At 62.0% G+C, this 26,369-nt stretch carries 27 protein-coding genes; 23 read left to right on the forward strand and 4 right to left on the reverse strand.

From position 1 onward, the window contains the following. Positions 1–257: 257 nt before the first annotated feature. Entirely contained in the window at positions 258–1,076 is an 819-nt protein-coding gene (gene suhB / locus BM321_RS08500) for a type III secretion system regulator SuhB (RefSeq protein WP_003185165.1), read from the reverse strand. Positions 1,077–1,220: 144 nt separating this feature from the next. Between suhB and trmJ the strand changes: the two genes are divergently transcribed. The 21 genes from trmJ (at position 1,221) to BM321_RS08605 (ending at position 20,063) form a co-directional block, all read left to right on the forward strand. After that, entirely contained in the window at positions 1,221–1,991 is a 771-nt protein-coding gene (trmJ, locus tag BM321_RS08505) for a tRNA (cytosine(32)/uridine(32)-2'-O)-methyltransferase TrmJ (RefSeq protein WP_038856918.1), read from the forward strand. Between the two features lies 1 nt (position 1,992). Further along, positions 1,993–2,769: a serine O-acetyltransferase gene (gene cysE, locus BM321_RS08510; protein ID WP_092165673.1), complete on the forward strand. Its 777-nt coding sequence runs from the start codon at positions 1,993–1,995 to the stop codon at positions 2,767–2,769. Between the two features lie 250 nt (positions 2,770–3,019). Further along, complete coding sequence (gene iscR / locus BM321_RS08515; protein WP_003185160.1) at positions 3,020–3,511, forward strand: Fe-S cluster assembly transcriptional regulator IscR; 492 nt, start codon at positions 3,020–3,022, stop codon at positions 3,509–3,511. Positions 3,512–3,561: 50 nt separating this feature from the next. Continuing rightward, positions 3,562–4,776: an IscS subfamily cysteine desulfurase gene (locus BM321_RS08520; RefSeq protein ID WP_072408082.1), complete on the forward strand. Its 1,215-nt coding sequence runs from the start codon at positions 3,562–3,564 to the stop codon at positions 4,774–4,776. A gap of 43 nt (positions 4,777–4,819) precedes the next feature. Next, a complete protein-coding gene (gene iscU / locus BM321_RS08525; protein ID WP_003185157.1) occupies positions 4,820–5,206 on the forward strand; it encodes a Fe-S cluster assembly scaffold IscU in 387 nt (128 codons plus the stop codon). A gap of 25 nt (positions 5,207–5,231) precedes the next feature. After that, positions 5,232–5,555, forward strand: coding sequence for an iron-sulfur cluster assembly protein IscA (iscA, locus tag BM321_RS08530; RefSeq protein WP_030139597.1), 324 nt, complete (start codon positions 5,232–5,234; stop codon positions 5,553–5,555). A gap of 8 nt (positions 5,556–5,563) precedes the next feature. Next, the gene (gene hscB, locus BM321_RS08535) at positions 5,564–6,085 is read left to right on the forward strand and encodes a co-chaperone HscB (RefSeq protein WP_072408084.1); all 522 of its coding nucleotides are present in this window, start codon (positions 5,564–5,566) and stop codon (positions 6,083–6,085) included. Between the two features lie 50 nt (positions 6,086–6,135). Beyond that, positions 6,136–7,998, forward strand: coding sequence for a Fe-S protein assembly chaperone HscA (gene hscA, locus BM321_RS08540; protein WP_092442206.1), 1,863 nt, complete (start codon positions 6,136–6,138; stop codon positions 7,996–7,998). A gap of 3 nt (positions 7,999–8,001) precedes the next feature. Then, entirely contained in the window at positions 8,002–8,343 is a 342-nt protein-coding gene (fdx, locus tag BM321_RS08545) for an ISC system 2Fe-2S type ferredoxin (RefSeq protein ID WP_092442207.1), read from the forward strand. A 14-nt stretch (positions 8,344–8,357) separates the two neighbouring features. Beyond that, positions 8,358–8,558, forward strand: a complete 201-nt coding sequence (gene iscX, locus BM321_RS08550) for a Fe-S cluster assembly protein IscX (RefSeq protein WP_092442208.1) — start codon at positions 8,358–8,360, stop codon at positions 8,556–8,558. Positions 8,559–8,649: 91 nt separating this feature from the next. Further along, positions 8,650–9,075 (forward strand): nucleoside-diphosphate kinase, encoded by a 426-nt coding sequence (gene ndk / locus BM321_RS08555; protein ID WP_042727994.1) that lies wholly within the window; start codon positions 8,650–8,652, stop codon positions 9,073–9,075. 28 nt (positions 9,076–9,103) lie between these two features. Further along, a complete protein-coding gene (gene rlmN / locus BM321_RS08560; RefSeq protein WP_053118626.1) occupies positions 9,104–10,252 on the forward strand; it encodes a dual-specificity RNA methyltransferase RlmN in 1,149 nt (382 codons plus the stop codon). Between the two features lie 12 nt (positions 10,253–10,264). Then, positions 10,265–11,023 carry a type IV pilus biogenesis/stability protein PilW gene (pilW, locus tag BM321_RS08565; RefSeq protein WP_072408090.1) on the forward strand — a complete coding sequence of 253 codons (759 nt, stop codon included), beginning with the start codon at positions 10,265–10,267 and terminating at the stop codon, positions 11,021–11,023. Beyond that, positions 11,023–12,039: a RodZ domain-containing protein gene (locus tag BM321_RS08570; RefSeq protein WP_092442209.1), complete on the forward strand. Its 1,017-nt coding sequence runs from the start codon at positions 11,023–11,025 to the stop codon at positions 12,037–12,039. The genes pilW and BM321_RS08570 overlap by 1 nt, the downstream gene beginning before the upstream one ends. A 3-nt stretch (positions 12,040–12,042) precedes the next feature. Next, positions 12,043–13,152: a flavodoxin-dependent (E)-4-hydroxy-3-methylbut-2-enyl-diphosphate synthase gene (ispG, locus tag BM321_RS08575; RefSeq protein WP_003185136.1), complete on the forward strand. Its 1,110-nt coding sequence runs from the start codon at positions 12,043–12,045 to the stop codon at positions 13,150–13,152. 22 nt (positions 13,153–13,174) lie between these two features. Then, the gene (gene hisS, locus BM321_RS08580) at positions 13,175–14,464 is read left to right on the forward strand and encodes a histidine--tRNA ligase (protein WP_092331621.1); all 1,290 of its coding nucleotides are present in this window, start codon (positions 13,175–13,177) and stop codon (positions 14,462–14,464) included. Between the two features lie 40 nt (positions 14,465–14,504). Then, positions 14,505–15,146: a YfgM family protein gene (locus BM321_RS08585; RefSeq protein ID WP_092442210.1), complete on the forward strand. Its 642-nt coding sequence runs from the start codon at positions 14,505–14,507 to the stop codon at positions 15,144–15,146. Beyond that, entirely contained in the window at positions 15,139–16,290 is a 1,152-nt protein-coding gene (gene bamB / locus BM321_RS08590) for an outer membrane protein assembly factor BamB (protein WP_092331619.1), read from the forward strand. The genes BM321_RS08585 and bamB overlap by 8 nt, the downstream gene beginning before the upstream one ends. Before the next feature lie 134 nt (positions 16,291–16,424). Then, positions 16,425–17,897: a ribosome biogenesis GTPase Der gene (gene der, locus BM321_RS08595; RefSeq protein ID WP_092331616.1), complete on the forward strand. Its 1,473-nt coding sequence runs from the start codon at positions 16,425–16,427 to the stop codon at positions 17,895–17,897. Between the two features lie 235 nt (positions 17,898–18,132). Continuing rightward, a complete protein-coding gene (locus BM321_RS08600) occupies positions 18,133–19,281 on the forward strand; it encodes a pyridoxal phosphate-dependent aminotransferase (RefSeq protein WP_092442211.1) in 1,149 nt (382 codons plus the stop codon). Further along, complete coding sequence (locus BM321_RS08605) at positions 19,269–20,063, forward strand: amidohydrolase (RefSeq protein ID WP_092442288.1); 795 nt, start codon at positions 19,269–19,271, stop codon at positions 20,061–20,063. The genes BM321_RS08600 and BM321_RS08605 overlap by 13 nt, the downstream gene beginning before the upstream one ends. Positions 20,064–20,301: 238 nt before the next feature. Here BM321_RS08605 and leuA read toward each other — a convergent pair whose 3' ends face one another. The 3 genes from leuA to xseA form a co-directional block, all read right to left on the reverse strand. Continuing rightward, entirely contained in the window at positions 20,302–21,981 is a 1,680-nt protein-coding gene (gene leuA, locus BM321_RS08610) for a 2-isopropylmalate synthase (protein ID WP_092442212.1), read from the reverse strand. Positions 21,982–22,470: 489 nt separating this feature from the next. Continuing rightward, positions 22,471–23,292 (reverse strand): peptidoglycan DD-metalloendopeptidase family protein, encoded by an 822-nt coding sequence (locus tag BM321_RS08615; RefSeq protein WP_092442213.1) that lies wholly within the window; start codon positions 23,290–23,292, stop codon positions 22,471–22,473. Between the two features lie 3 nt (positions 23,293–23,295). Continuing rightward, positions 23,296–24,675 carry an exodeoxyribonuclease VII large subunit gene (gene xseA, locus BM321_RS08620; RefSeq protein WP_092442214.1) on the reverse strand — a complete coding sequence of 460 codons (1,380 nt, stop codon included), beginning with the start codon at positions 24,673–24,675 and terminating at the stop codon, positions 23,296–23,298. Between the two features lie 255 nt (positions 24,676–24,930). Between xseA and BM321_RS08625 the strand changes: the two genes are divergently transcribed. Further along, positions 24,931–25,698 (forward strand): sulfite exporter TauE/SafE family protein, encoded by a 768-nt coding sequence (locus BM321_RS08625; protein ID WP_092331600.1) that lies wholly within the window; start codon positions 24,931–24,933, stop codon positions 25,696–25,698. Positions 25,699–25,763: 65 nt separating this feature from the next. Beyond that, the gene (locus tag BM321_RS08630; protein WP_092442215.1) at positions 25,764–26,312 is read left to right on the forward strand and encodes a sugar ABC transporter ATPase; all 549 of its coding nucleotides are present in this window, start codon (positions 25,764–25,766) and stop codon (positions 26,310–26,312) included. Positions 26,313–26,369: the final 57 nt, after the last annotated feature.

Genomic DNA, 26,369 nt, shown 5'->3' on the forward strand with positions numbered 1-26,369 from the left:
AGAAGCGGAACGCGGAGCGTCCCTGGCGGCATTCCCACGCGGAGCGTGAGGAACGATCTTCCACCGCCCTCGCGACCCGATCGTTCCCACGCTCTGCGTGGGCATGCATCCCGTGACGCTCTGCGTCACCTTACAGAAGCGGAACGCGGAGCGTCCCTGGTGGCATTCCCGCGCGGAGCGTGGGAACGATCAATCAATTACCGAAATTCAGGCATAAAAAAGCACCCCGAAAGGTGCTTTTTCTGTAGCCGAGCGGCTTAACGCTTCAACGAAGCCGGCAGATGCGGCTGGATAGCAGTCAGCACAGCCTTGAAGCATTTGGTGTTGCCGGCAACGATGTGGCCTTTTTCAAGGAAATCGTGGCCGCCGGTGAAGTCGCTCACCAAACCACCGGCTTCCTGGATCAGCAGGGCGCCCGCTGCCATGTCCCATTCGGACAGGCCCGATTCCCAGAACGCATCGAAACGACCAGCAGCCACATAAGCCAGGTCCAGGCTCGCAGCGCCGGCGCGGCGGATGCCGGCAGTCTGGCCGACCAGGGCGCGGAACATGCCCAGGTAGTTGTCCAGGTTGTCCATCTGGTCATCACGGAACGGGAAGCCGGTACCCAGCAGGGCGCCGTCCAGGCTGGTGCGACCGCTGACGCGCAGGCGACGACCGTTCAGTTGGGCGCCACGGCCACGGCTGGCGGTGAATTCTTCCTGGCGAACCGGGTCCAGCACGACAGCGTGTTCCAGGCGGCCACGGTATTTGCAGGCGATGCTGACAGCGAAATGAGGAATGCCGCGCAAGAAGTTGGTGGTGCCGTCCAGCGGATCGATGATCCACAGGTACTCTTCGCCTTCGATGCCGGTACCGGCGTGCATGCCGGTCTCTTCACCGAGGATGGAGTGGTTCGGGTAAGCCTTGCGCAGGGCGTCGACGATCTTTTGCTCGGCGGCGCGATCGACCTCGGACACGTAGTCCTTGGCGTCTTTTTCATCGACCTTGATGGTATCCAGGCGCTCGATGGAGCGGAAGATCAGTTCACTGGCGCTGCGGGCGGCGCGCAGCGCGATATTCAGCATGGGCTGCATGGATGTGTCACCTAAGGTTGTTAAAGAAAGCCGCGCATTCTATCAGAAAGTTTTATCAGGAGAAGGTTGGTGTTCGCTTTCATAGCTTAACGGTAGGTGCTTCTGTAAGATTTGCTCCCTTTATCGTGTTCGAGAGCGCCTCCCTTGTTGCAGAACATTCGTGTCGTCCTGGTCAATACCAGCCATCCGGGTAACATCGGCGGAGCTGCGCGGGCCATGAAGAACATGGGCCTGTCGCGCCTGGTGCTGGTCGAGCCGCGCTTGTTTCCCCATCACGAAGCCGACGCCCGGGCCTCTGGCGCCGGCGACATCCTGGCCAACGCGCAAGTCGTCGCCACCCTCGAAGATGCCCTGGTGGGTTGCAACCTGGTGCTCGGCACCAGCGCCCGCGACCGGCGTATTCCCTGGCCGCTGCTCGACCCCCGGGAATGCGGCACCAAAGTGGTCGAGGAAGCCGCGCAAGGCTTTGAAATCGCCCTGGTGTTCGGCCGTGAAGACTCCGGCCTGACCAACGACGAGCTGCAGCGATGTCACTTTCACGTGCATATCCCTTCCGACCCCGAATTCAGTTCCTTGAACCTGGGGGCGGCGGTGCAGGTGTTGAGTTATGAAGTGCGCATGGCTTGGCTGGCAGCCGAAGGCAAGCCCAGCAAAGTCGAAAAAACCGAGGTCACGTCGCCGCGCAGTGAGACACTGGCGACCATGGACGAGTTGGAACGATTCTATGAGCACCTGGAGCAGACCCTGGTGGACATCGAGTTCCTCGACCCGGAAAAGCCGCGACACTTGATGGCGCGCCTGCGTCGGTTGTACGGACGAAGCTCGGTCAGCCGGGCGGAGATGAATATATTGCGCGGCATCCTCACGGAAACCCAGAAGGCGGCCCGTGGCGAGCTGATTAAGCGGAAGAAATAAAATGTTCGAACGTTTGCGTGAAGATATCCAAAGCGTTTTCCATCGCGACCCAGCGGCGCGCAATGCCTTTGAAGTGCTGACCTGCTACCCGGGCATGCACGCCATCTGGATCCATCGCCTGTCCGGCGCCTTGTGGAACATGGGCTGGAAGTGGCTGGCGCGGCTGGTCTCGAACTTCGGCCGCTGGCTGACCGGGATCGAGATCCACCCGGGCGCCAAGGTCGGCCGCCGGTTCTTCATCGACCACGGCATGGGCATCGTCATCGGCGAAACCGCCGAGATCGGCGACGACGTGACCCTGTATCAGGGCGTGACCCTCGGCGGCACCAGCTGGAACAAAGGCAAGCGTCACCCAACCCTGGAAGACGGCGTGGTGGTCGGTGCCGGCGCCAAGGTGCTCGGGCCGTTCACGGTGGGGGCGGGGGCGAAAGTCGGCTCCAACGCCGTGGTGACCAAGGCCGTGCCGCCGGGTGCGACCGTGGTGGGGATCCCTGGACGGATCATCGTCAAGTCCGATGAGGAGCAGGATGCTCGCCGCAAGGCCATGGCCGAGAAGATCGGCTTCGACGCCTACGGTGTCGGCGAAGACATGCCCGACCCGGTCGCCCGGGCCATCAACCAGTTGCTCGATCACCTGCAGGCCGTCGATGGGCGCCTGGAGGGGATGTGCGGCGCCCTGAAGGACCTGGGCAGTAATTACTGTGCCAAGGACCTGCCTGAACTGCGCGAGGAAGACTTCGCGTGTGTGAAGGACAAGGATGAGAGCCAGGCTAGCTGAAACCCTGCTGGCCTCATCGCGAGCAAGCTCGCTCCCACAGGGATCGCATCAGCACCCGTGATCCAATGTGGGAGCGAGCTTGCTCGCGATAAACGACAACGCGGTATCACTGGTCGCCGCCAACCAGCCTTTGCTATCATGCGCGCGCTCTTTCGCGGGTAAACCTGAGTAAAGCACTAGGTCTTATACTTGACTTAAATACTCGGGAATTGCATACTCGCCCCCATTCCGAACTCCGTGGTAATTGTCCATGCGACTGACTACAAAAGGCCGATACGCCGTGACCGCAATGCTGGATCTGGCATTGCATGCGCAGCACGGGCCGGTGTCCCTGGCCGATATCTCCGAGCGCCAGGGCATTTCCCTGTCTTACCTCGAACAGCTGTTCGCCAAGCTGCGCCGCAGCAACCTGGTGTCCAGCGTTCGCGGCCCCGGCGGCGGCTACCAGCTGTCGCGGGACATGCAAGGCATCCAGGTCGCCCAGGTGATCGATGCGGTGAACGAATCGGTCGATGCGACCAAGTGCCAGGGCCTTGGCGACTGCCATGGCGGCGATACTTGCCTGACCCACCACTTGTGGTGCGACCTGAGCCTGCAGATTCACGAATTTCTGAGCGGTATCAGCTTGGCTGACCTTGTAACTCGCCGTGAGGTGCAAGAAGTAGCCCAGCGTCAGGACCAGCGCCGTTGCAACAGCAAGGCGCCGCACCTGGACAAGATTGAAGCGTCCGCCGTCGAATGACTGCCGCAGAGCACGCGGAACGCCAGCCAGCCTGATTTAGGAGAAAGTCCATGAAATTGCCGATTTACCTTGATTACTCTGCGACCACCCCGGTTGATCCGCGTGTTGCGCAAAAAATGAGTGAATGCCTGCTGGTCGACGGAAACTTCGGTAACCCGGCGTCCCGTTCCCACGTGTTTGGCTGGAAGGCCGAAGAGTCGGTCGAAAACGCCCGTCGCCAGGTCGCCGACCTGGTCAACGCCGACCCGCGTGAAATCGTCTGGACCTCCGGTGCCACCGAATCCGACAACCTGGCAATCAAGGGTGTCGCGCATTTCTACCACACCAAGGGCAAGCACCTGATCACCTCCAAGATCGAGCACAAGGCTGTCCTGGACACCATGCGCCAACTGGAGCGTGAAGGCTTCGAAGTCACCTACATCGAGCCCGGCGAAGACGGCATCATCACCCCGGCCATGGTCGAAGCCGCCCTGCGCGACGACACCATCCTGGTCTCGATCATGCACGTGAACAACGAAATCGGCACCGTCAACGACATCGCGGCCATCGGCGAACTGACCCGCTCCAAGGGCGTCCTGTTCCACGTCGACGCGGCCCAGTCCACCGGCAAGGTCGACATCGACCTGTCCAAGCTGAAAGTCGACCTGATGTCGTTCTCGGCCCACAAAACCTATGGCCCTAAAGGCATCGGCGCCCTGTACGTCAGCCGCAAGCCGCGTGTTCGCCTCGAAGCGACCATGCACGGCGGCGGTCACGAGCGCGGCATGCGTTCCGGTACCCTGGCGACCCACCAGATCGTCGGCATGGGCGAAGCCTTCCGCGTCGCCAAGGAAGACATGGCCGCCGAGAACGTACGCATCAAGGCCCTGAGCGACCGCTTCTTCAAGCAGGTCGAGCACCTCGAAGAACTCTACGTCAACGGCAGCCTGACTGCCCGCGTACCGCACAACCTGAACCTGAGCTTCAACTACGTTGAAGGCGAGTCGCTGATCATGGCGCTCAAGGATCTGGCCGTGTCGTCCGGTTCGGCATGCACCTCGGCGTCCCTGGAGCCTTCGTACGTACTGCGCGCCCTGGGTCGCAACGACGAACTGGCCCACAGCTCCATTCGCTTTACCTTCGGCCGCTTCACCACCGAAGAAGAAATCGATTACGCCGCGCAGAAAGTCTGCGAGGCCGTTACCAAGCTGCGCGCTCTGTCGCCGCTGTGGGACATGTACAAAGACGGCGTCGACATTTCGAAAATCGAGTGGGCGGCGCACTGAAGAAGTCGCCACCAGAGCGACTCACTGATGAGGATTGAAGCAAATGGCATATAGCGAAAAGGTCATCGACCACTACGAGAACCCGCGCAACGTCGGCAAGATGGACGCGCAGGACCCTGATGTCGGCACCGGCATGGTCGGCGCGCCGGCGTGCGGCGACGTGATGCGTCTGCAGATCAAGGTCAACGAGCAAGGCATCATCGAAGATGCCAAGTTCAAGACCTACGGCTGCGGTTCGGCCATCGCGTCCAGCTCCCTGGCCACCGAGTGGATGAAGGGCAAGACCCTTGATGAAGCCGAAACCATCAAGAACACCCAGCTGGCCGAAGAACTGGCCCTGCCGCCAGTGAAGATCCACTGCTCGGTACTCGCCGAAGACGCCATCAAGGCCGCCGTTCGCGATTACAAGCAGAAGAAAGGCTTGATCTGATCCGCGTTACGGTAAGGAGTTTTCCATGGCTATCCAGATGACAGAAGCGGCAGCTAAGCATGTGCAGCGTTCCCTCGCGGGGCGCGGCAAGGGCGAGGGTATCCGCCTGGGTGTTCGCACCACGGGCTGTTCTGGTCTCGCCTATGTACTGGAGTTCGTCGACGAAGTGGGCGAAGACGATCAGGTATTCGAAAGTCATGGTCAGAAAGTGATCATCGACCCGAAAAGCCTGACGTACCTGGACGGCACCGAACTGGATTTCGTCAAGGAAGGGTTGAACGAAGGCTTCAAGTTCAACAACCCCAACGTGCGCGGTGAGTGTGGCTGCGGCGAAAGCTTCAACATCTGAGGCGGCTTGTGGGTACTCCTTGTCATTTTGCGTTGTTCCAGATGCAGCCTGCGTTCCAGCTGGATCTCGAGCAGTTGTCCGCGCGTTATCTTGAATTGGCCCGTGGCGTCCATCCCGACCGCTTTGCCGATGCCTCCGAGGCGGAGCAGCGGCGGGCGCTCGAGCAGTCGGCGAACCTCAACGAGGCTTACCAGACGCTCAAGAGTCCTGCCAAGCGCGCGCGTTACCTGCTCGCCATCAGCGGCCATGAGTTGCCGCTGGAGGTCACGGTCCACGATCCCGAGTTTCTTTTGCAGCAGATGCAGTGGCGCGAAGAGCTCGAGGACCTGCAGGACAGCGCCGACCTGGCCGGTGTCGCGGTATTCAAGCGGCGCTTGAAAGACGCCCAGCAAACACTGAACGATAGCTTCGCAGCCTGCTGGAACGATGCCGCGCAACGCGAACAGGCCGAGCGCCTGATGCGGCGCATGCAGTTCCTCGACAAGCTCACCTACGAAGTGCGCCAGCTAGAAGAGCGCCTCGACGATTAACCCAGTGCCGCTCCGGTCGCACGCCTGATTACAGATAAGTCCTGATTACGATGGCCCTACTGCAGATCGCCGAACCCGGCCAAAGTCCACAACCGCACCAGCGTCGCCTGGCTGTCGGGATCGACTTGGGTACCACCAATTCCCTGGTCGCTGCTTTGCGCAGCGGTCTTTCCGAGCCGCTGGCCGATGAGCAGGGGCAGGTGATCCTGCCGTCCGCCGTGCGTTATCACGCCGACCGCGTCGAAGTGGGCGAGTTGGCCAAGCTGGCCGCCGCCACCGACCCTCTGAACACCATTGTCTCGGTCAAGCGCTTGATGGGTCGTGGTCTGTCCGACGTCAAGCAATTGGGCGACCAGCTGCCGTACCGCTTCGTCGGTGGCGAATCCCACATGCCGTTCATCGAAACCGTGCAGGGCCCGAAAAGCCCGGTCGAGGTTTCCGCCGACATCCTCAAGGTCCTGCGTCAGCGTGCCGAAGCGGCGTTGGGCGGTGAGCTGGTGGGCGCGGTCATTACCGTCCCGGCCTATTTCGACGACGCCCAGCGCCAAGCCACCAAGGACGCCGCCAAGCTGGCCGGCCTGAACGTGCTGCGCCTGCTCAACGAGCCGACTGCCGCTGCCGTGGCGTATGGCCTGGACCAGCACGCCGAAGGCCTGGTCGCGATCTACGACCTGGGCGGCGGCACATTCGATATTTCGATCCTGCGCCTGACCGGCGGTGTTTTCGAAGTCCTGGCCACCGGTGGCGACAGTGCCCTGGGCGGCGATGACTTCGACCACGCCATCGCCGGCTGGATCATCGAGCAAGCCGGCTTGTCCGCCGACCTCGACCCGGGTGCGCAACGCCAGCTGCTGCAAACCGCCTGCGCCGCCAAGGAAGCCTTGACCGACGCCGCTACCGTTGAAGTCGCTTATGGCGACTGGAAAGCCGCGCTGACCCGCGAAGCCTTCGATGCCCTGATCGAGCCCATGGTCGCCCGCAGCCTCAAGGCCTGCCGCCGTGCCGTGCGCGATTCCGGCATCGAGTTCGAAGACGTCAAGGCCGTGGTCATGGTGGGCGGTTCGACCCGCGTGCCGCGGGTTCGCGAAGCTGTTGCCGAGGCCTTTGGCCGCCAGCCGCTGACCGAAATCGACCCGGACCAGGTGGTTGCCATCGGCGCCGCGATCCAGGCCGATACCCTGGCCGGCAACAAGCGCGACGGCGGCGAACTGCTGTTGCTCGACGTGATTCCGTTGTCCCTGGGGCTGGAAACCATGGGCGGCCTGATGGAGAAGGTGATTCCACGCAACACCACCATCCCGGTTGCCCGCGCCCAGGACTTCACCACCTATAAAGACGGCCAGTCGGCCATGATGGTCCACGTGCTGCAAGGCGAGCGTGAACTGATCAGCGACTGCCGTTCCCTGGCCCGCTTCGAATTGCGCGGCATCCCGCCGATGGTGGCCGGTGCGGCGAAGATCCGCGTGACCTTCCAGGTCGATGCCGACGGTTTGCTCAACGTTTCCGCCCGCGAACTGGCTTCGGGCGTGGAAGCGAGCATCCAGGTCAAGCCGTCCTATGGCCTGACCGACGGCGAAATCGCCAAGATGCTCAAGGATTCCTTCCAGCACGCCAGCGACGACAAGGTGGCGCGTGTGCTGCGCGAGCAACAGGTCGACGCCCAGCGCCTGATTGAAGCCGTGCAAGGCGCCCTTGAAGCCGACGGCGAGCGTTTGCTCGACGCTGAAGAGCGCATGGTCATCGAGCTGCAGATGCAGGAATTGTCCGAATTGATCAAAGGCACCGATGGTTATGCCATCGAGCAGCAGACCAAGCGTCTGTCGCACGTCACCGATGCCTTTGCTGCCCGCCGCCTGGACTCGACGGTGAAAGCCGCCCTGGCGGGGCGCAACCTGAATGAAATCGAGGAATAACTGATGCCGCAGGTGATTTTTTTGCCCCACGAGAAGTTCTGCCCGGAGGGTATGGTCGTGGAGGCTGAGCCCGGGACGTCCATTCTTGAACTGGCTCATGAGCATCACATTGAGATGGAAAGTGCCTGTGGCGGTGTCTGTGCGTGCACGACCTGTCATTGTATCGTTCGTGAAGGGTTCGACTCGCTGGAAGAGGCGGACGAGCTGGAAGAAGATTTCCTCGACCGGGCCTGGGGCCTGGAAGCGCAATCGCGCCTGGCCTGCCAGGCGATTGTCGGCACCGAGGACCTGACCGTCGAAATTCCGAGATACTCGCTTAACCACGCCGCCGAAGCGCCGCACTGATTCAAGGAACTGTCATGGGCCTAAAATGGGTTGATGTACAAGAGATCGCTATTCTGTTGGCCGATGGTCATCCGGATATGGATCCCTATTCGGTGAACTTTGTAGCATTGCGTGACATGGTCATGGCTTTGCCAGGGTTTGAGGATGAGCGGGATCGCGGCGGTGAAAAGGTCCTCGAAGCAATACAGACTGCCTGGAAAGAAGAGCAGGACTGAAGCCCATCTTACGCAGTTAGGCAATACCCAAGAACCCGCGTATAATTCGCGGGTTTAATTTTTCGCAAATTACCGTTTCTGGAGTTACACCATGGCTGTTCAACGTACTTTCTCCATCATCAAGCCTGACGCCGTTGCTAAAAACGTGATCGGCAAGATCGTTACCCGCTTCGAAGACGCTGGCCTGCGCGTTGTAGCTTCGAAAATGAAGCAACTGTCCAAAGCCGAAGCCGAAGGCTTCTACGCCGAGCACAGCGAGCGCGGTTTCTTCGGTGAGCTGGTTGCCTTCATGACTTCCGGTCCGGTTGTCGTTCAGGTGCTGGAAGGCGAAAACGCCATCGCTCGCAACCGTGAACTGATGGGCGCCACCAACCCTAAAGAAGCTGCTGCCGGCACCATCCGTGCCGACTTCGCCGAGTCCATCGACGCCAACGCCGTCCACGGTTCGGACTCCGAAGCCGCTGCTGCTCGCGAAATCGCTTACTTTTTCTCCGCTACTGAAGTAACCACTCGCTAAGCCCAGGCTTTTGAGTGAAGGTGAATCCATGACTACATCGAACGGCAAAACCAACCTGTTGGGCCTGACCCAGCCGGAAATGGAGAAATTCTTCGACTCGATCGGGGAGAAGCGTTTCCGTGCCGGCCAAGTGATGAAATGGATTCACCATTTTGGCGTCGACGACTTCGACGCCATGACGAATGTCGGCAAGGCCCTGCGTGAAAAGCTCAAGGCTGTTGCCGAGATTCGCGGCCCCGAAGTGGTCAGCCAGGACATTTCCAGCGACGGCACCCGCAAGTGGGTGGTGCGCGTGGCGTCCGGCAGCTGCGTCGAGACCGTCTACATTCCCCAGGGCAAGCGCGGCACCTTGTGCGTTTCGTCCCAGGCAGGCTGTGCCCTGGATTGCAGTTTCTGCTCCACCGGCAAGCAAGGCTTCAATAGCAACCTCACCGCCGCCGAAGTGATCGGCCAGGTGTGGATTGCCAACAAATCCTTTGGCAGCGTCCCGGCGACCGTCGACCGTGCCATCACCAACGTGGTGATGATGGGCATGGGTGAGCCGCTGCTGAACTTCGACAACGTCGTTTCCGCCATGCACCTGATGATGGACGACCTGGGCTACGGCATCTCCAAGCGCCGCGTGACCCTGTCCACCTCCGGCGTGGTGCCGATGATCGATGAGCTGGCCAAGCACATCGACGTCTCCCTGGCGTTGTCGCTGCACGCACCCAATGACGCATTGCGTAACCAATTGGTGCCGATCAACAAGAAGTATCCGCTTAAGATGCTGCTCGAGTCGTGCCAGCGCTACATGTCGTCCCTGGGCGAAAAACGCGTGCTGACCATCGAGTACACGCTGCTCAAGGACGTGAACGACAAGGTCGAGCATGCGGTCGAGATGATCGAGTTGCTCAAGAACATCCCGTGCAAGATCAACCTGATCCCGTTCAACCCGTTCCCGCATTCCGGTTACGAGCGTCCGAGCAACAACGCGATTCGTCGCTTCCAGGATCAGCTTCACCACGCTGGCTTCAACGTCACCGTGCGCACCACCCGCGGCGAAGACATCGACGCCGCCTGTGGCCAATTGGTAGGACAGGTGCTGGATCGCACCCGTCGCAGCGAACGCTACATTGCCGTGCGTGAGTTGAACGCCGCGGACGATGCGGTGCAAAACGCTGCGAACAGTCACTAAGAGAGGAACTCTATGTCCCTGCGCTTCGCGCTCGTTTTGCTGTTGGCCGGCCTTTGTTCCGGTTGTGTCCTGTCGGGTGACTACAACCCGATGAAGACCAGCAAAGGGCGTGACGAGGCACGCGTGGCCTATGTGCAACTGGGCATCGGCTACCTGCAGCAGGGCATGACCGAGCGGGCCAAGGTGCCGCTCAAGAAGGCCCTGGAGCTGGACGATTCCGACCCGGATGCCAACGCGGCCCTGGCCCTGGTGTTCCAGGCCGAGATGGAGTCGGAACTGGCCGACCAGCATTTTCGCAAGGCGCTGTCCGGCCGGCCCCAGGATGCACGGATCCTGAACAACTACGGCAGCTTTCTTTTCGAGCAGAAACGCTACAAGGAAGCCTACGAGCGCTTCGAGCAGGCGGCCGCCGATACCCTTTACCCCGAGCGTTCGCGGGTTTTCGAGAACCTCGGCATGACGGCCGCGCAGTTGGGCCAGCGTGACCTGGCCCGCCAGCAGCTCGAAAAGGCGCTGCGGCTCAACCGCCAGCAACCGCGGGCGCTGCTGGAAATGGCTGAGTTGTCTTACGAAGACAGGCATTATGTGCCCGCGCGTGACTACTACGAGCGTTTTAGCCTGCTGAGCGAGCAAAATGCACGTAGTCTATTGCTCGGCGTTCGGCTGGCACATGTGTTTGAAGATCGCGACAAAGCTGCGAGTTACGGCTTGCAACTCAAAAGACTCTATCCCGGTACGCCGGAATATCAGCAATACCTGTCGGAGCAATGATGAAAGCGGCGCATCCCGAAGTTGTAGCAGCGACTCGCGTAAATCCCGGTGAGACCCTGCGTCAAGCCCGCGAAAGCAATGGTTGGTCGTTGGCCGAAGTGGCCCTCAAGCTCAATCTTACCGTGGCTTCCCTCGGCAATCTGGAAGCGGGCGCGTTCGACAAGCTGCCTGGGCACACCTTCGCCCGGGGCTATATCCGCGCCTATGCCAAGTTGCTCGGCATGGACCAGACCGTGCTGGTCCAGCAATTCGATCAATACACCGGTTCCGATGCCCAGGGCAGCAATGTGCACAGCCTGGGGCGCATCGAGGAACCGGTTCGTGTTTCCCACACCATTTTGCGAATCGTCAGCCTGTTGCTGCTGATCGCGGTGATCGGTGGCGGTTTTGTCTGGTGGCAGGACCAGGCTTCTTTGCGCAACAAGGAGTCGGTCGCCATGAACCCCGAGCATGTCGAGGTCGAGGGCGCTGACGGCACCACCCAGATCCATCCGCTGGACGAGCCGGAAGACCAAGCTGTCGTCGAAGGCCAGGCCGAAGGCGAAACCGCCCTGGCGTTGCCGCAAAGCCAGGACGACGCCGATGCCCAGGCCGGTGCCGAGCCGGCTGTTCCAGCTCCGGCACCGACGGCACCGGCTGCCCCGAACACCGGCAGCACACCGATGGCCACGGCACCGGCCGCGCCGGGCACGCCAGCAACGACCGCGCCAGCGACCCACGCCGCGCCTACCGCTCCAGTCGCCCCGGCGGCTCCGACCCCGGCGCCAGTCGCGGGTGAAGGCCAGGTGCAGATCCAGTTTGTCGCCGACTGCTGGACGCAGATCACCGACGGCAACGGCAAGGTGCTGTTCAGCGGCCTCAAGCGCAAGGGCGACAGCACCGCCGTCAACGGCAAGCCGCCGTTTGCCGTACGCCTGGGTTATGCCCGTGGCGCGCAGGTCAGCTACAACGGCCAGCCGGTCGACATCGCTCCGTTCACCAGTGGCGAGACCGCTCGCCTGAAGTTGGGTCAATAAGTCATGCACGGCGAATCTCCAATCAAGCGTCGCGAATCCCGAAAGATCTGGGTCGGTAACGTGCCCGTGGGCGGCGATGCGCCTATCGCTGTGCAGAGCATGACCAACAGCGACACCAATGACGTGGCCGCCACGGTCGCGCAGATCAACCGCCTGGAAGCCGCCGGTGTCGACATCGTGCGGGTATCGGTGCCGGACATGGACGCCGCTGAGGCGTTCGGCAAGATCAAGCAACTGGTCAAGGTCCCCTTGGTCGCCGACATTCACTTCGACTACCGCATCGCCCTGCGCGTGGCCGAGTTGGGCGTTGATTGCCTGCGCATCAACCCGGGCAACATCGGTCGCGAAGACCGGGTCCGCGCCGTGGTGGATGCCGCCCGCGACCGCGGCATCCCGATCCGCATCGGCGTCAACGCCGGTTCCCTGGAAAAAGACCTGCAAAAGAAATACGGCGAACCGACCCCGGCGGCGCTGGTGGAATCCGCGCTGCGCCACGTCGAGCACCTGGAGCGCCTGAATTTCCAGGACTTCAAGGTCAGCGTGAAGGCCTCCGACGTGTTCATGGCCGTCGAAGCCTACCGCCTGCTGGCCAAGGAAATCGTCCAGCCGCTGCACCTGGGCATCACCGAAGCCGGTGGGTTGCGTTCGGGCACGGTGAAATCCGCCGTCGGCCTCGGTATGCTGCTCGCCGAAGGGATTGGCGATACCATCCGCATCTCGTTGGCGGCTGACCCGGTCGAGGAAGTGAAAGTCGGCTACGACATTCTCAAGTCCCTGCACCTGCGTTCCCGTGGCATCAACTTCATCGCCTGCCCGAGCTGCTCGCGGCAGAACTTCGATGTGGTCAAGACCATGAACGAACTGGAGGGGCGCCTCGAAGACCTGCTGGTGCCGCTGGATGTCGCGGTGATCGGTTGCGTGGTCAACGGCCCGGGCGAAGCCAAGGAGGCCCATATCGGCCTGACTGGCGGCACACCGAACCTGATTTACATCGACGGCAAACCGTCGCAGAAACTGACGAATGACAATCTGGTGGATGAGCTGGAACGGCTGATTCGCCAGAAAGCGGCCGAAAAGGTCGAAGCCGACGCTGCGGTCATCGCGCGCGGTTAAGTCGAAAGATTAAGGAATAGACGTGAGCAAGTCTCTGCAAGCCATTCGTGGCATGAACGACATCCTGCCCGAGCAGACGCCCCTGTGGCGCTATTTCGAGGGCACCGTGGCGCGCCTGCTGGATAACTACGGTTACCGGCAGATCCGCATGCCAATCGTCGAGTTCACCGAGCTGTTCAAGCGCTCCATCGGTGAAGTGACCGACATCGTCGAAAAAGAGATGTACACCTTCGACGACCGCAACGGCGATTCCCTGACCCTGCGCCCCGAAGGCACGGCGGCCTGCGTGCGTGCGGTGCTCGAACACGGCATCACCGGCGGCGGCCAGGTGCAGAAGCTCTGGTACATCGGCCCGATGTTCCGTCACGAGCGCCCGCAGAAAGGCCGTTATCGCCAGTTCCACCAGATTGGCCTGGAAGTGTTCAATCTCGATGGCCCGGACATCGACGCCGAGCTGATCGTCATGACCTGGCGCCTGTGGGGCGAGCTGGGGCTGCGTGATGCGGTCAAGCTCGAGCTCAACAGCCTGGGCACCAGTGAGTCCCGTGGCCGCTACCGTGAAGCGTTGGTGGCGTTTCTATCCGCGCACCTGGACAAGCTCGACGAAGACAGCCAGCGCCGTCTGAAGACCAATCCACTGCGTGTGCTCGACACCAAGAATGCCGACACCCAGGCGGTCCTGGTCGACGCGCCGAAAATGGCCGACTACCTCGACGACGAGTCCCGTGCGCACTTCGAAGGGCTGAAGGCGCGCCTGGACGCCGTGGGCATTCCCTACGTGATCAACCCCAAGTTGGTTCGCGGCCTGGATTACTACAGCAAGACGGTCTTCGAGTGGGTCACCGACAAACTCGGCGCCCAGGGCACCGTCTGTGCCGGTGGCCGCTACGACGGGCTGGTGGAGCAGATGGGCGGCAAGCCGACCCCGGGCGTGGGCTTTGCCATGGGCATCGAGCGCCTGGTACTGATGCTGGAAGCCCTGGACAAGGTGCCCGAAGAACTGTCCCGTCAGGTCGACGTCTACCTGTGCGCCTTTGGCGAGGCCGCCGAACTGGCCGCCTTGTCGTTGAGCGAGCGGATCCGCGACCAGTTGCCCAACCTGCGCTTGCAGATCAACGCCGGCGCCGGCAGCTTCAAGAGCCAATTCAAGAAGGCCGACAAGAGCGGTGCGCTGTATGCACTGATCCTCGGTGACGACGAACTGGCCCAACAAGTGGTAGGTTTCAAACCCCTGCGTGGCCAGGGCGAACAACAAAGCATTGCCTGGGATGCGCTTGCTGCACACCTGGCCACCTGCGTCGTGCAGGGTTGAAGCTGTCAAACAGCCGATTTAGCGATTAAGGAGTATTGGGGTGTCGAGTACCGAAGATGAACAGCTGGCGGATTTGAAGGACTGGTGGACGCGCAACGGCAAGCCGCTGGTCACTGGCGGCCTGTTGGCGCTGGTCATCGTGTTCGGCTGGCAGGCCTACCAGAAATACCAGAGCAACCAGTCGCAAGGCGCCTCGGTGCTCTACCAGCAATTGCTGGAAACCACCCTGACCCCGGACGGCAAGCCTGACCCTGCCCGTGTGGCGGACCTGGCCGGCAAGCTGGACAAGGAATTCGGCGGCACTGCCTACGCGCAGTACGGTCGCCTGTTCGTGGCCAAGGTGGCGGTGGACAGCGGCAAGTTGGACGACGCGGCCACCGAGCTCAAAGGTATCGTCGACAAACCGGCCAACCCGACCCTGGGCGAAGTGGCGCGTCAGCGCCTGGCGCAGGTGCTCGCGGCACAGAACAAGGCCGAAGACGCCTTGAAACTGCTCGACGGCGATGCCGACAAGGCGTTTCTGGCGACCCGCGAAGAACTCAAGGGCGACCTGCTGGTACAGCTGGGTCGTGCCGATGAGGCCTATGCGGCCTACCAAAAAGCCAAGGCTGCGCTGTCGGATGAAGCCGCAGTCGGTGGCCTGCAAATCAAGCTGGACGACCTGGCCAAAGGGGATGCGTGACGTGATCCGTTGGAAACATGCAGCATTGCTGGCCCTGGCCATTCTGGCCGCGGGTTGCAGCAGCAACAGCAAGAAAGAACTGCCGCCAGCCGAACTGACCGACTTCAAAGAAGAAGTCGTGCTGCAGAAGCAGTGGAGCCGTTCCATTGGCGATGGCCAGGGTGAAACCTACAACATGCTGGTGCCGGCCATCGATGGCGACACCATCTATGCCGGCGACGTCACGGGCGTGGTCATGGCGATGGATCGCAGCAATGGCGACGTCAAATGGAAGAAAGATCTTGAACTGCCCGTTTCCGGCGCCGTTGGCGTGGGTTACGGCCTGGTCATGATCGGCACGCTCAAGGGCGAGATCGTCGCCCTGGACGCGAGCAGCGGTGAAGAGAAATGGCGCGCTCGCGTGACCAGCGAAGTGCTCGCACCGCCGGCCACCAACGGTGACGTGGTGGTGGTCCAGACCCAGGATGACCGTCTGATCGGCCTGGATGCCGCCACCGGTAACCAGCGCTGGGTGTACGACAGTACCCCGGCGGTGCTGACCCTGCGTGGCACCAGTGCGCCTGTCGTCACCAACCGCCTCGCGGTGGCTGGCTTGTCGACCGGTAAAGTGGTGGCGCTGGATATCTCCAATGGCGTGCCGGTCTGGGAACAGCGCGTGGCGATTCCACAAGGTCGGTCGGAACTGGAGCGCGTGGTCGATATCGACGGCGGCTTGCTGCTGTCCGGCGGTACGTTGTACGTCGCCAGCTACCAGGGTCGCGTGGCGGCACTGGACCTGGAAAGCGGTCGTCCGTTGTGGCAGCGCGATGCGTCCAGCTACGCCGGCGTCGCCCAAGGCTTTGGCAGCGTCTACGTGAGCCTGTCCTCGGGCACGGTCGAAGGCGTTGACGAGCGTTCCACCACTGCCCTGTGGAGCAACGACTCCCTGGCCCGTCGTCAACTGTCGGCCCCGGAAGTGTTCTCCAGCTACGTCGCAGTGGGTGACCTGGAAGGTTACCTGCACCTGCTCAGCCAGGTGGACGGTCGTTTCGTCGGCCGTGAGCGCATCGACAGCGACGGCCTGCGTGCCCGTCCGCTGGTGGTGGGCAACACGATCTATGTGTATGGCAATAGCGGCAAACTGGAAGCCCTGACCATCAAGTAAGACTATGCTTGGGGCTAATCCCCCCAAGCGGCCTTGTTCTCAAGGTTTGCAGGGCTTGCACAGACTGCCCCGAGCACCAGCCGCTGCCTCGCAGCGGCTTTTGTATTTTCTGAAATAACGAAGTGGAGAGCCGCATGGTTCCCGTAATCGCCCTGGTGGGCCGACCGAACGTCGGCAAGTCCACCTTGTTCAACCGCCTGACCAGGACTCGCGACGCCATTGTCGGCGACTTGTCCGGTCTGACCCGTGATCGCCAATACGGTGAGGCCAAGTGGCAAGGGCGTACCTATATTCTGGTCGACACCGGCGGCATCTCCGGTGATGAACATGGCATGGACGAAAAAATGGCCGAGCAGTCGCTGCTCGCCATTGAAGAAGCCGATGTGGTGCTGTTCCTGGTAGACGCCAAGGCGGGTTTTACCGCCGCCGACCAGATGATCGCCGAGCATTTGCGCAAGCGTAACAAGCGTTCCTACGTGGTCGCCAACAAGGTCGACAACATCGACCCGGACATGGCCCGCGCCGAGTTCGCACCGTTGGGCATGGGCCAGGCGATCCCGATCGCCGGCGCCCACGGTCGTGGCATCACCCAGATGCTGGAAATCGCCCTGGAGAGTTTCCCCAAGGACGACACGGAAGAGCCGGAAGAGGGCGAGGAAGAGATCGTTGCCGAGGGTGAGGAAGCCAAGCGCATTCCGGGCCCGAGCGAAAAAGACGGGATCAAGATCGCCATCATCGGCCGTCCCAACGTGGGCAAGTCGACGCTGGTCAACCGCATGCTCGGTGAAGACCGGGTCATCGTCTACGATCAGCCCGGCACCACCCGTGACAGCATCTACATTCCTTTCGAGCGTAACGAAGAGAAGTACACGCTGATCGACACCGCCGGTGTGCGCAAGCGCGGCAAGATCCACGAAGAAGTTGAAAAGTTCTCCGTGGTCAAGACTTTGCAGGCGATCAAAGACGCCAACGTGGTGATCTTCGTGATGGACGCCCGCGAAGGCGTGGTCGATCACGACCTGAACCTGCTGGGCTTCGCCCTGGAAGCCGGTCGTGCGCTGGTCATCGCGATCAACAAGTGGGACGGCATGACGCCGAGCGAGCGGGATTTCGTCAAGGTCGAACTGCAGCGCCGGCTGTTCTTCGTCGACTTCGCCGACATCCACTTCATCTCGGCCCTGCACGGCACGGGCGTGGGCAACCTCTACGCTTCGGTGCAGAACTCGTTCAAGTCGGCGGTTACCCGCTGGCCGACCAACCGCCTGACCCAGATCCTCGAAGATGCGGTAGGCGAGCACGCGCCACCGATGGTCAACAACCGTCGGATCAAGCTGCGCTACGCCCACTTGGGTGGTGCCAACCCGCCGATTATCGTGATCCACGGTAACCAGATCGAGAAGGTGCCCAAGTCGTACGTCCGTTACCTGGAAAACACCTACCGTCGCGTCCTGAAGCTGGTCGGCACGCCGATCCGCATCGAGTTCAAGGGCGGCGAGAACCCGTACGAAGGCAACAAGAACACGCTCACCGACCGCCAGGTCAACAAGAAGCGCCGCTTGATGTCGCACCACAAGAAGGCCGACAAGAAGCGCCGCGACAAGCGTTGATCGATAGTCAGCGCAGATCCTCTGTGGGAGCGAGCTTGCTCGCGATAGCGGCAGTACATCAACAGGGATGCAGGCTGATCCACCGCTATCGCGAGCAAGCTCGCTCCCACAAGGTATGAGTTGTGTCAGCGTAGGAAGGGTGCCCTTTGTGGCACCCTTTTTCATGCCCGGCGATTGGGCTATCCTCGACCTCTCCCGCGCCGCACCAGAGCCGGGTGCAGAGCAGGGACCCTCCATGATCACCAGCAAGTTGCCGAACGTCGGCATCACGATTTTCACCCAGATGTCCCAGCTCGCCGCGCAGACGGGCGCGCTGAACCTGTCCCAAGGCTTTCCCGATTTCGATGGCCCGCAGGCCCTGCGCGATGCGGTTGGCCGGCACATTGCTCAAGGCCATAACCAGTACTCGCCGATGACCGGCCTGCCGGCGCTGCGCCAGCAGATCGCGGCGAAGATCGCCCGCAATTACGGCGCCAACGTCGATGCCGATCAAGAGGTCACCGTGACCCCTGGCGCGACCGAGGCGATTTTCTGTGCCATCGCGGCGGTGGTCCACAGCGGTGACGAAGTGATCGTTTTCGATCCGAGCTATGACAGCTACGAGCCTTCCGTTCTATTGGCCGGTGGGCGCTGCGTGCACGTGCCATTGGGCCTGGATGACTTCGCCATCGACTTCGAGAAGCTCGGCGAAGCGCTGAGCCCGCGCACGCGCATGATTATCCTCAACTCGCCGCACAATCCCAGCGGCGCCCTGATCAGCCGCGCCGAACTCGATCAATTGGCGACGCTGATTTGGGACCGTGACATCTACCTGGTCAGTGATGAGGTCTACGAACACCTGGTGTTCGACGGCGTCGCCCACGCCAGTGTCCTGGCCCACGAAGAACTGTACCGCCGCGCCTTCGTGGTCAGCTCGTTTGGCAAGACCTACCACGTCACCGGCTGGAAAACCGGCTACGTGGTGGCGCCAGCGGCCCTGACAGCAGAGCTGCGCAAGGTGCACCAGTACGTCAGCTTCTGCGGCGTGACGCCGTTGCAGTACGCCCTGGCCGACTACATGGCCGAGCGTCCGGAACACGTCGACGAACTGCCGGACTTCTACCAGGCCAAGCGCGACCTGTTCTGCGATCTGCTGGCCCCATCACGGTTCAGCTTCAAGCGCGTGACCGGCACTTATTTCCAGTTGGTGGATTATTCGCGGATTCGCCCGGACCTCAACGACGTCGACATGGCGGTGTGGATGACCCGCGAGCATGGCGTGGCGACGATTCCGATCTCGGTGTTCTACCAGGACCCACCCCAAGGCCAGCGCCTGGTGCGCCTGTGCTTTGCCAAACGCGAGGAGACGCTGCGCGAAGCGGCGGAAAAACTATGCGTGATTTGAGTGCGTTGCCGGACCTCGACATTGCCCTGGTCCAGACCACCCTGGCCTGGCACGACCGCGAGGCCAACCTGGAACATTTCGAAGCGCTGCTGGAGCAGGCGCGCGGGGCTGACCTGATCATCCTTCCGGAAATGTTCACCACGGGTTTTTCCATGGAGTCCGAGACCCTGGCGGAGCCGGAGAACGGCCCGACGCGCCACTGGCTCAAGGCCCAGGCCGCGAAGTTGGACGCGGTCATCACTGGCAGTGTGATCATCCAGGACGCTGACGGCAGCCACCGCAACCGCTTGCTGTGGGCGCGACCGGACGGTGAAATGCTGCATTACGACAAGCGCCATCTGTTTCGCATGGCCGGCGAGCACAACCACTACACGCCGGGTGAGCGACAGGTGCTGTTCGAGCTCAAGGGCTGGCGGATTCGTCCGTTGATTTGCTATGACCTGCGCTTTCCGGTGTGGAGCCGCGACGCCGAGGACACCGACCTGTTGCTGTACACCGCCAACTGGCCCGGAGCGCGGCGTATGCACTGGAACCGGCTGCTGCCGGCCCGGGCGATCGAGAACCTGTGCTACGTGGCGGCGGTCAACCGCGTCGGCACCGACGGCAAGGGCTTCGCCTACACCGGTGACAGCCAGGTGCTGGATTTCCAGGGTGAAACCTTGCTCAGCGCCGGTGACGCGGATGGCGTGTTCACCGTGTGTTTGCAGGCGGCGGACCTGGCGGCGTATCGCACGCGGTTTCCGGCGAACCTGGATGCCGATCGCTTCGAATTCACGAATTGAAACGACTCAGCCTTAAAGAACGGTGTTGCGACTTGTATTGACTGACAGGCCGCCATCGCGAGCCAGCTCGCTCCCACAGGGGGCTGAGGTGGGCACAGGATTTCGGCTCCACTGAAGACCCAATGTGGGAGCGAGCTTGCTCGCGATGAGGCCAGTACAGTCAGCACCCAACCATCAGCCAAACAAAAAGGCCCCAGGGTTCGCAACCCCGGGGCCTTTTTGCATTTCAGCCCAGGAATCAGGCTGCCTTGGCTTCCGGCTGGCTCAGGGAGCGGTTCAGCGCACTGAACAGTGCCTTGAAGCTCGCCGTGGTGATGTTCTCATCGATACCCACGCCATGCACCGCACGCTCGCCGTTGACGCGCAGTTCGATGTAGGCCGCTGCCTTGGCATGGGTGCCGGCGCCGATGGCGTGTTCGTTGTAGTCCATGATCTCCACCGGAATCGGCAGGCCGGCCACCAGCGCTTCCAGGGCGCCGTTGCCCTTGCCGCGCCAGTGCAGGTTGGTCTCGCCCTGGCCCTTGCTCGCCACTTCCACCTCTACGGCGCTGTTGCCGTTCTCTTCCTGCAGGCGATGGCTGACCAGCGCGTACGGGGTGTTGGCTTGCAGGTATTCACGCTGCAACAGGCCGTGGATCTGCTGGGCGGTCATTTCCAGGCCCAGGCGATCGGTTTCGCGCTGTACCACCTGGCTGAACTCGATCTGCATGCGACGCGGCAGGCTGATGCCGTATTCCTGTTCCAGCAGGTAAGCGATACCGCCTTTGCCCGATTGGCTGTTGACGCGAATCACCGCCTCGTAGCTGCGACCGATGTCGGCCGGGTCGATCGGCAGGTACGGCACTTCCCACAGGGTGTCCGGCTTCTGCTGGGCGAAGCCCTTGCGGATGGCATCCTGGTGCGAGCCGGAGAACGCGGTATGGACCAGGTCGCCGACGTACGGATGACGCGGGTGCACCGGGATCTGGTTGCATTCCTCGACCACTTTGCGCACGCCGTCGATGTCGGAGAAGTCCAGTTCCGGGTCGATGCCCTGGGTGTAGAGGTTCAGCGCCACGGTCACCAGGTCGACGTTACCGGTGCGTTCGCCGTTGCCGAACAGGCAGCCTTCGACACGGTCGGCGCCGGCCATCAGGCCCAGTTCGGTGGCGGCCACGCCGGTGCCACGGTCGTTGTGGGTGTGCAGGCTGATGAGCACGCTGTCACGCCGGCTGATGTTGCGGTGGAACCACTCGATCTGGTCGGCGTAGATGTTCGGGGTGGCGACTTCCACGGTAGCGGGCAGGTTGAGGATCACCTTGCGCTCGGGCGTCGGGTTCCAGACTTCGATCACCGCGTCGCAGACTTCCTTGGCGAACTCCAGCTCAGTGGCGCTGAAGGTTTCTGGCGAGTATTCGAACTGCCATTGGGTTTCCGGCTGCTGGGCGGCGTATTTGACGAACAGCTTGGCCGCGTTCACCGCGATTTCCTTCACGCCTTCCTTGTCCTGGTTGAACACGATGCGGCGGAACGACGGGCAGGTGGCGTTGTACAGGTGGACGATGGCTTTTTTCGCACCGCGCAGGGATTCGAACGTACGGGCGATCAGGTCTTCACGGGCCTGGGTCAGCACCTGGATGGTGGTGTCGTCCGGGATGTGGCCTTCTTCGATGAGGGTGCGCACGAAGTCGAAGTCGGTCTGGGAAGCGGCCGGGAACGAAGCCTCGATTTCCTTCACGCCTACCGCGACCAGGGTTTTCCAGAAACGCAGCTTCTTGACCGCGTCCATCGGCTCGATCAGCGACTGATTGCCGTCGCGCAGGTCGGAGCTGCACCAGATCGGCGCGGCGGTGATGGTCTTCGACGGCCAGGTGCGATCCGGCAGGTTGATGCTCGGGAAGGCACGGTATTTGGAAGACGGGTCTTTGAGCATGCTCATGGGGAAATCCTTATTGTCGTGGCCGGAAAAAGGCGGCCTGCCGGTGGTTCGAATGGGGTGGCTTCACAGCCGGGACGAGGTGCCGCGATTCAGCCCGGCAGTCGTGCGCTGACGAGGCACAGGCTGCGGTGCTGGCGAAGCTGGATGAGGGTGTGAGAGGTTTTCATGCCTCAACCCTAACCGCGTGGGGGACGGATCGCAAGCAGTCGGGAAAAATTGAGAGAAGTTTTGCTTTGGGGAGGTTTTGCGAGATTTAATCGCGAGTTCTTCGGAAATTTGTAGTTTTATTGCGTCGATGTTTGTGGCTCGGCAATTCAGGGGGAGGCGGTGCTACTGCTGGCCCCATCGCGAGCAAGCTCGGCTCCCACAGGGTAGCTCGGTACTTCTGAAATAGCGCTGAACCTGTGGAAGTAGGTACTTTTAAGAACAGCGCCGTACCTGTGGGAGCCGAGCTTGCTCGCGATGGGGCCAGTAGCCTCAGCACAAATCTCAGGGCTGGAACGCCCCGATGAAAATCGCCGGATCCACCCGCGCATCATTCAGGCTGATATTCCAGTGCATATGCGGCCCGGTCGCGCGGCCGGTGGCGCCGACCTTGCCCACCACGGTGCCCCGGGCCAGTTGCTGGCCGACCTTCACGTCGATCTTCGACATGTGGCAGAACATGCTGATGAAACCCTGGCCATGGTCGACGAACACCGTGTTGCCATTGAAGAAGTAATTGCCGGTGAGGATCACCTTGCCCGCGGCCGGGGTCTTGATCGGTGTCCCAGCGGGCACGGCGAAGTCCAGGCCGGCATGGGGGTTGCGCTCTTCGCCGTTGAAGAAGCGGCGCACGCCGAACTTGCTCGACAGCGGGCCGTTGACCGGTTTGTCCAGCAGCAGGTTGCTGGGAGTGTTCGGGCTGAAGCTGCGATAGGCCTTCAGTTGTACCGCCAGTTCGGCGTCGATGCGCTTGAGGTCCGCCGGGTTCGGGTTGACCTGGCGCTTGTTTTTCAGGGTGATGTGTTGCTCGGGGTACTTTTTATAGCCGACCACGAACGGCTGGGTGGCGCCGCCACTGCTGATTTGTTGGGTGCCGGGCTGGACCGTCAGCGGGATGCCGACAATCGCCAGCCAGTTGTTTTGTTCCTTGACCACCAGCACCGGCTTGCCCTGGTAAGTGGCTTTGGGGGCCTGGGCCGCGCTGCCCAGGTCCACCACGGCCACGCCGCCGGGCACCGGCTTGTTCAATAAACGGGTGATGTAACTGTCGGCGTGGGCGTTGAAGGTCAGGCACAGCAAGAACAATGGGGCGAGATAGCGCGGCATGAATCAGTCCAGTAAAGAAAGGGTGACTGGCGTCAGGTGATTGTCTTCGACCCGCACCAGCAGTTCGCCTTCGCCGAGCTTGGCGGTCAGGCGCTGGCCGGTCTGGGTTTGCCCGGCGCTGCGGATCGCATGGCCACGTTCGTCGAGCAAGATGCTGTAGCCGCGGCCAAGGGTCGCCAGGGGGCTGACGATGTGCAGCGTCTGCATCTGGTTGTGCAGTTGCACACGGCGCGCCTTGAGGCCTTCGCGCATGGCCCGGGGCAGGCGTTCGGCCAGGCTGTCCAGGCGCTGGCGCAACATGGCCAGCTGTCGGCCCGGGTGTTGCCCGGCGAGGCGGGTTTCCAGGCGGATCAATCGTTCACGGCGGGTATTGAGGCTGCGCTCGAAGGCCCGGCGCATGCGCATGTCCAGGTCGTCGAGGCGCTGGGCTTGCTGGCGCAGGCGTTCACCGGGATGACGCAGGCGCCGGGTGAGGCCTTCGAGGCGCAGTTGATCGCGCATCAGCCGGTCGCGCATGCGCATCACCAGCCGGCGATGCAGGCTTTCGACCCGGCGCACCAGGTCGCCGGCATCCGGCGCCAGCAGTTCGGCGGCGGCGGACGGGGTCGGGGCGCGCACGTCGGCGACGAAATCACTGATGGACACGTCGGTTTCATGGCCGACGGCGCTGACGATTGGCGTGACGCAGGCATCCACCGCCCGGGCCACGGCTTCTTCGTTGAAGCACCATAAGTCTTCCAGCGAACCGCCGCCCCGGGCCAGGATCAGCGCATCGAAGCCACGGGCATCGGCCAGTTTCAGGGCGCGGACGATTTGCCCGGTGGCTTCGCGGCCTTGCACGGCGGTGGGAATCAGGGTCAAGGCGATCTGCGGCGCCCGGCGGCGGAACACGCTGATGATGTCGCGGATCACCGCGCCCGTGGGCGAACTGATGATGCCGATGCGTTGCGGATGGGCCGGCAACGGCACCTTGCGTTCGGCACTGAACAGGCCCTCGGCGCTGAGTTTTTCCTTCAGGGCATCGAAGGCCAGGCGCAGGGCGCCATCGCCGGCCGGCTCCACGGTGTCGAGGATCAACTGATAATCGCCCCGGCCTTCGAACAGCGAAACCTTGCCGCGTACTTTCACCGCCAGCCCATCCTTCAAGGCCTGGCGCACCCGCGCGGCATTCTGCCGGAACAGTGCGCAACGAACTTGGGCACCGCTGTCCTTGAGGGTGAAGTACACATGGCCGGAGGCCGGACGGGCAAGGTTGGAGATTTCGCCCTCGACCCAGATGTTGCTGAACACGTCTTCAAGCAACACCCGCGCACGGCCGTTGAGCTGGCTGACAGTCAGGACCTCGCGGTCCAGGCCCAGTCGGGCAAAGGGATCTTTAATCATGGGCGGCATGATAAGGGCATTCGCTGGTGAATCTCCATGTGTGCAGACAATTCCTTCTGTGCGCTTTCTGTCAGATCGAGTCGTCCCCTTCGCGAGCAAGCCCGCTCCCACAGGGGATATCAGCGCTCTCAAGGTTGACGCTGTACCTGTGGGAGCGGGCTTGCTCGCGAATGCTGTGGATCAGCCCCCACAAATGCTGGATATACCACCCAGCCTCTGGCTAAAGTCGCCGCTTCGCCATCAAGGAAGTGCCGGATGAATCTTCTGTCGTGGTTGGGCCAGTGGGCATTCGCGCCCATGGAATGGCTGGTGATCGGCCTGGCCATCGCACTGGCCTACATCGTGTTCGGCATCGCCGGGTTCGGCACGGCGCTGGTGGCCGCGCCCATCCTGCTGCTGTTCATGCCATTGTCGAAGATCATCCCGCTGCTGGTCCTGCTGGATTTTGTCGCGGCCTTCGGCAACCTGTTGCCATCGCGTCGGGATGTGTCCCGGCCGGAGCTGCTGCGGTTGCTGCCGTGCATGGCACTGGGCTGCACCCTGGGGGTGATTTTCCTGCTCAACCTCAAGTCCGACCTTTTGTTACTGTTGATGGGGTTGTTCATCTGCAGCTATGCCATTTATAGCCTGTCGATAAAAACCCGGCCGGCGCAGCTGTCATCGCGGTGGGCGTTTCCGCTGGGCACGGTCGGCGGGATGTTCGGGGCGTTGTTTGGCAGTGGCGGCTTTCTATATGCCATCTACTTGAATAGCCGCCTGCCCAAGGACCCGGCCCGGGCCACGCAAAGTGCCTTGATCAGTTGCAGCACCGTGGTGCGCTTGAGCCTGTTTATCGTCGCCGGCGTGTATGCCGAGCTACCCTTGCTGGTACTGGCGCTGTGTTTGTTGCCGGCCATGGCGCTGGGGCTGTGGGTGGGTCGTCGCCTGACCATGAGGTTGTCGCGCGAGGCGTTCGTGCGCTTGGTGACCTGGCTGGTGCTCGCCAGCGGCATTGCCTTGATCGGGCGTTACCTGAGTGCTTGACCTGGCTCGGCCAGGGATTAAGCTGCCGGCCTTATTCGCCCTCATGGGAACCTCCAGGCCTCGTCATGAATTCGCAAAGCATCATCGTCCCGAAAATTTCCACCCTGCCGGTCCACGAGCCCCGGGCCCGGGCGATCGTGCGCTGGTTGGTGCGCAAAAATATCGTCGAAGAACAACTGACCACCTGCGGGCGCACCGGCAATCGCATGGCCCACGCCATCGCCCCCGGTGCCCGCGATGTGGTTTTGTACCCGCAAGCCTTGCCGTTCGGCGAGTCGGTCAACGGCCTGGAGATCATCACCACGCGCTGCATCTATACACCGGCCAAGGGCTTTCTCGAAGAAGCCGGCTGTGCCGAGTGCCGCAGGGAAATCGGTGAAGCGTTGTTCGAAAGCCTGGAAGACTGGATGCCAGCGCGCACCGACAACTTCACCTGCCCCGAATGCGGACATGAAGATGACATCAACGGTTTTCTGTTCCTGCAGCCGTGCGGCTTTTCCAACCTGGGATTCATCTTCAATAATTGGCTGGAGGCGGGGTTCAAGCAGGACTTTCTCGATGAATTCGCCGATTGGCTCGATCAGCCGGTGAGTTGGGTGCGGGTGGAGTTGTAAGGGCGCCGATGAGCCAATGTGGGAGCGAGCTTGCTCGCGATGGCGTCGGGGCAGTTG

Origin of the sequence: Pseudomonas sp. NFIX10, assembly GCF_900111955.1 — a bacterium.
GTDB classification, from domain to species: Bacteria; Pseudomonadota; Gammaproteobacteria; order Pseudomonadales; family Pseudomonadaceae; genus Aquipseudomonas; species Aquipseudomonas fluorescens_AA.

Excerpts from the sequence above, each read along its gene's own strand:
- ndk (WP_042727994.1), top strand. The coding sequence starts at position 8,650 with ATGGCTGTTCAACGTACTTTCTCCATCATCAAGCCTGACGCCGTTGCT.
- der (WP_092331616.1), top strand. The coding sequence starts at position 16,425 with ATGGTTCCCGTAATCGCCCTGGTGGGCCGACCGAACGTCGGCAAGTCC.
- BM321_RS08600 (WP_092442211.1), top strand. The coding sequence starts at position 18,133 with ATGATCACCAGCAAGTTGCCGAACGTCGGCATCACGATTTTCACCCAG.
- leuA (WP_092442212.1), bottom strand. The coding sequence starts at position 21,981 with ATGAGCATGCTCAAAGACCCGTCTTCCAAATACCGTGCCTTCCCGAGC.
- BM321_RS08615 (WP_092442213.1), bottom strand. The coding sequence starts at position 23,292 with ATGCCGCGCTATCTCGCCCCATTGTTCTTGCTGTGCCTGACCTTCAAC.
- suhB (WP_003185165.1), bottom strand. The coding sequence starts at position 1,076 with ATGCAGCCCATGCTGAATATCGCGCTGCGCGCCGCCCGCAGCGCCAGT.
- iscU (WP_003185157.1), top strand. The coding sequence starts at position 4,820 with ATGGCATATAGCGAAAAGGTCATCGACCACTACGAGAACCCGCGCAAC.
- iscR (WP_003185160.1), top strand. The coding sequence starts at position 3,020 with ATGCGACTGACTACAAAAGGCCGATACGCCGTGACCGCAATGCTGGAT.
- ispG (WP_003185136.1), top strand. The coding sequence starts at position 12,043 with ATGCACGGCGAATCTCCAATCAAGCGTCGCGAATCCCGAAAGATCTGG.
- hscA (WP_092442206.1), top strand. The coding sequence starts at position 6,136 with ATGGCCCTACTGCAGATCGCCGAACCCGGCCAAAGTCCACAACCGCAC.
- BM321_RS08630 (WP_092442215.1), top strand. The coding sequence starts at position 25,764 with ATGAATTCGCAAAGCATCATCGTCCCGAAAATTTCCACCCTGCCGGTC.
- pilW (WP_072408090.1), top strand. The coding sequence starts at position 10,265 with ATGTCCCTGCGCTTCGCGCTCGTTTTGCTGTTGGCCGGCCTTTGTTCC.
- BM321_RS08605 (WP_092442288.1), top strand. The coding sequence starts at position 19,269 with ATGCGTGATTTGAGTGCGTTGCCGGACCTCGACATTGCCCTGGTCCAG.
- cysE (WP_092165673.1), top strand. The coding sequence starts at position 1,993 with ATGTTCGAACGTTTGCGTGAAGATATCCAAAGCGTTTTCCATCGCGAC.
- BM321_RS08520 (WP_072408082.1), top strand. The coding sequence starts at position 3,562 with ATGAAATTGCCGATTTACCTTGATTACTCTGCGACCACCCCGGTTGAT.
- fdx (WP_092442207.1), top strand. The coding sequence starts at position 8,002 with ATGCCGCAGGTGATTTTTTTGCCCCACGAGAAGTTCTGCCCGGAGGGT.
- rlmN (WP_053118626.1), top strand. The coding sequence starts at position 9,104 with ATGACTACATCGAACGGCAAAACCAACCTGTTGGGCCTGACCCAGCCG.
- bamB (WP_092331619.1), top strand. The coding sequence starts at position 15,139 with ATGCGTGACGTGATCCGTTGGAAACATGCAGCATTGCTGGCCCTGGCC.
- xseA (WP_092442214.1), bottom strand. The coding sequence starts at position 24,675 with ATGATTAAAGATCCCTTTGCCCGACTGGGCCTGGACCGCGAGGTCCTG.
- iscX (WP_092442208.1), top strand. The coding sequence starts at position 8,358 with ATGGGCCTAAAATGGGTTGATGTACAAGAGATCGCTATTCTGTTGGCC.
- BM321_RS08570 (WP_092442209.1), top strand. The coding sequence starts at position 11,023 with ATGAAAGCGGCGCATCCCGAAGTTGTAGCAGCGACTCGCGTAAATCCC.
- iscA (WP_030139597.1), top strand. The coding sequence starts at position 5,232 with ATGGCTATCCAGATGACAGAAGCGGCAGCTAAGCATGTGCAGCGTTCC.
- BM321_RS08625 (WP_092331600.1), top strand. The coding sequence starts at position 24,931 with ATGAATCTTCTGTCGTGGTTGGGCCAGTGGGCATTCGCGCCCATGGAA.